We start from the raw sequence: 2,997 nt of genomic DNA, 5'->3' as shown, positions 1-2,997 counted from the left end.
AGCGCCGCTTCCTGCCGAATCTGCAGTATCGCCGCTTCTGGATCGAGAGCGAGAAGCGCTGGGTGCGCCTGCGCGTATCGAATGCCGGTTTGCGGACCATTGACAAGAACGGTATCGACGTCGTGCTCGCCGAGTTGCGCGCGCGCGGCGAGATCTGACGGGGAGAACAGGCATGCGTGACAAGATCAAGCTCGAGTCCACGGCCGGTACCGGACACTTCTACACCACGACCAAGAACAAGAAGACCATGCCGGGCAAGATGGAGATCAAGAAGTACGATCCGAAAGCCCGCAAGCACGTGATGTACAAGGAAATGAAGCTCCGCTAGGGGCTGCCTTCGGCTCGGCGCGAAGCGCCGGGCCAGCCGCTTCCGGCGGCGCTCTCCGCTTTCCCTCCCGCATTCCCGCGGCCAGGCTCCGGCCCCTTGCCAGCCGCCTGCCTGCGCCCTGCGTCTACTGCGAGGCTTCGACCAGACGCCGGTCGCGGACGCTCTTCGCGAGGATCTCGAGGACGGCCAGGGAATCGTCCCATCCGAGGCAGGCGTCGGTGATGCTCTTGCCGTACTCGAGCGGCTGCCCCGGTACCAGATCCTGACGTCCTTCGACGAGGTGCGACTCGAGCATCAGGCCGATGATGCGCTCGTCACCCGCCGCGATCTGACTGGCGACGTCGCGCGCGACGTCGATCTGCCGCTTGAAGCGCTTGTTGCTGTTGGCGTGCGAGGCGTCGATCATCAGACGGGCTGCCAGGCCGGCCGCGGCAATCTCCCGGCACGCGGCCTCGACATGAGCGGCGTCGTGGTTCGGCTCCACGCCGCCACGCAGGATGACATGGCAATCCTCGTTGCCGCCCGTCGAGACGATCGCCGAATGGCCGGCCTTGGTCACCGACAGGAAGTGATGCGGCGACTGTGCGGCGCGGATCGCGTCGACGGCGATGCGGATGTTGCCGTCGGTGCCGTTCTTGAAACCGACCGGGCAGGAGAGGCCGGAGGCCAGCTCCCGGTGCACCTGCGATTCGGTCGTACGCGCGCCGATGGCTCCCCAGGCAATCAGATCCGCAGTGTACTGCGGGGTGATGGTATCGAGGAACTCGGTGGCGCAGGGCAGCCCCATGTCGTTGATCTCGAGCAGCAGGCCACGCGCCAGGCGCAACCCCTCGTTGATGCGGAAGCTGTTGTCGAGGCGCGGATCGTTGATCAATCCCTTCCAGCCGACCGTGGTGCGCGGCTTCTCGAAATACACCCGCATGACGAGCAGCAGATCATCCTGGAAGCGCGCAACCTCCGCCTGCAGCCGTCTTGCGTACTCGATCGCCGAGTCGACCGCGTGGATCGAACAGGGGCCGACGACGACCAGCAGGCGGTTGTCGGCGCCGTGCAGGATGCGGTGGATGCTCTGGCGGGTATTGTAGGTCGTCAGTGCAGCGCGTACCCCGACCGGGAACTCGCGGAACACGTGCGCCGGCGGCACCAGTTCCTTGATCTCCCGGATGCGGACGTCGTCGGTATTCGGCTTGCTCTGCAAGGTCATCGTGGTGCTCTCCGGACCGCCAGGGGCGGTGAAAAAAAGGCTCGATTCTAATCGAAAGCTGCTGCCGGTGACGCTGCACCCCGACCGCAGTGAGGCCGGGCCATCCGCTTTTTCGGGCCTAGCGACTGCCGCCCGGTTTTCGTCCGGCTGCCGGGGTTGCTGCCGCCACTGCCTGCCGTTCGCCCGCGACCAGTGGTCTGGCGCGCGCGTTGTCGCACGCGATGGCCATGAAATCCGCCTCACGGGCGACGAAGGCGTCGACGATATCCGGGTCGAAGTGGCTGCCGCGGCCTTCGCGGATCATCCGTCCGGCCTGCTCGAACGGGAAGGGGCGCTTGTAGACTCTCGCGGCGATCAGCGCATCGAAGACGTCGGCAAGGGCCATCAGGCGGGCGGCGATGGGAATCTCGTCGCCAGCGAGACCGTCCGGATAGCCCGAACCATCCCACTTTTCGTGGTGTGAACGGGTGATTTCCTTCGCCATTTGCAGGAAGTCGACTGGCTGCTCGCTGTCCTGCTCCGCCTGCTGGATCGCCTGGAAGCCGAGCAGGCTATGCGCCTTCATGATCTCGCGTTCCTCTGCGGTCAGCCTGCCCGGCTTGAGCAGGATTTCATCGCGGATGCCGACCTTGCCGATGTCGTGCAGCGGCGCCGACTTGGCGAGGAGTTCGGTGTTCGCCGGCGTCAGAAAGGCGGCAAAGCGCCGATGGCTGCCGAGTTCCTCGGCCAGGGTGCGGACGTAGCGCTGCGTGCGACGCAGGTGATCACCTGTCTCCGGGTCGCGAACCTCCGCCAGCCGGGCCAGCGCGCGAATGCTGACGTCCTGGATCATGAGGTTGTCCGCCAGCCGGCGCTCGACCTCGGCCGCCAGGCTTCGATCCTGGTCCAGCAGCCGCTTGCGAGCGGCCTGCAACTCGAGCTGCAGGCGGACCCGCGCGGCGACGAGCGCCGGTCGCAACGGCCGTGGCAGGCAGTCGTCTGCTCCCCGCTCAAGCCAGGTCTCGTCGTCGGCGCGGTCACCAGAGCTGATGACGATGACCGGGGTGCCGGCGATGGCGGCGCCCGGCGGCAGGTCACCCACGAAGGGGTGGCGGTCGGGCGCCGCCATCGTCGCCTGCAGCAGGATCAGGTCCGCATGCGGCTCACCAGCGGTCGGCTGCAGCGCCTGTTGCAGCGAGGTGGCCAAGCGCAGCCTGTGGTCCGCGCCAAGCGTGCGCTCCAGGGTCAGCAGGTCCTCGGGCCGGTCGTCGATGATGAGTATGCTTGCCATGCGTCCCCAGGCAGAGGTCGGGTCGAATCTCGCGTCATTATCGCATCGCTGCCGGGCTCTGCCGGATCGGTCTTGACGGGCGGCACTCGAATGTCTAAGATCCGGCCCGCTAGTTCCTCGATAGCTCAGTCGGTAGAGCGTCGGACTGTTAATCCGTAGGTCCCTGGTTCGAGCCCAGGTCGGGGAGCCAAAGAA

Annotated in this window: 4 protein-coding genes and 1 tRNA gene; 3 read left to right on the top strand and 2 right to left on the bottom strand. The window is 66.3% G+C overall.

The window, feature by feature from the left end; translation table 11 throughout:
• Nucleotides 1–158: bL28 family ribosomal protein (locus NFW30_RS12540; RefSeq protein ID WP_295372206.1), on the top strand; the 158-nt coding region annotated here is incomplete at its 5' end.
• 14 nt (nucleotides 159–172) lie between these two features.
• Nucleotides 173–328, top strand: coding sequence for a 50S ribosomal protein L33 (rpmG, locus tag NFW30_RS12535; protein ID WP_034896676.1), 156 nt, complete (start codon nucleotides 173–175; stop codon nucleotides 326–328).
• 124 nt (nucleotides 329–452) lie between these two features.
• Here the strand turns inward: rpmG and aroG are convergent, their stop codons facing one another.
• Entirely contained in the window at nucleotides 453–1,532 is a 1,080-nt protein-coding gene (gene aroG, locus NFW30_RS12530) for a 3-deoxy-7-phosphoheptulonate synthase AroG (protein ID WP_295357981.1), read from the bottom strand.
• 118 nt (nucleotides 1,533–1,650) lie between these two features.
• Nucleotides 1,651–2,802: an HD domain-containing phosphohydrolase gene (locus tag NFW30_RS12525; protein WP_295357977.1), complete on the bottom strand. Its 1,152-nt coding sequence runs from the start codon at nucleotides 2,800–2,802 to the stop codon at nucleotides 1,651–1,653.
• Nucleotides 2,803–2,916: 114 nt separating this feature from the next.
• Here NFW30_RS12525 and NFW30_RS12520 point away from each other — a divergent pair.
• A tRNA-Asn gene (locus NFW30_RS12520) sits at nucleotides 2,917–2,992 on the top strand.
• The last annotated feature ends 5 nt before the right edge of the window (nucleotides 2,993–2,997 follow it).

This window comes from Accumulibacter sp. (genome assembly GCF_023806635.1).
GTDB lineage: Bacteria > Pseudomonadota > Gammaproteobacteria > Burkholderiales > Rhodocyclaceae > Accumulibacter.
Note: the sequence above shows the minus strand (reverse complement) of the source record. Positions and strands in the feature narration are given on the sequence as shown.

Bases quoted from the DNA above. Each gene is read 5' to 3' on its own strand.
- rpmG (WP_034896676.1), top strand. From the start codon at position 173: ATGCGTGACAAGATCAAGCTCGAGTCCACGGCCGGTACCGGACACTTC.
- aroG (WP_295357981.1), bottom strand. From the start codon at position 1,532: ATGACCTTGCAGAGCAAGCCGAATACCGACGACGTCCGCATCCGGGAG.
- NFW30_RS12525 (WP_295357977.1), bottom strand. From the start codon at position 2,802: ATGGCAAGCATACTCATCATCGACGACCGGCCCGAGGACCTGCTGACC.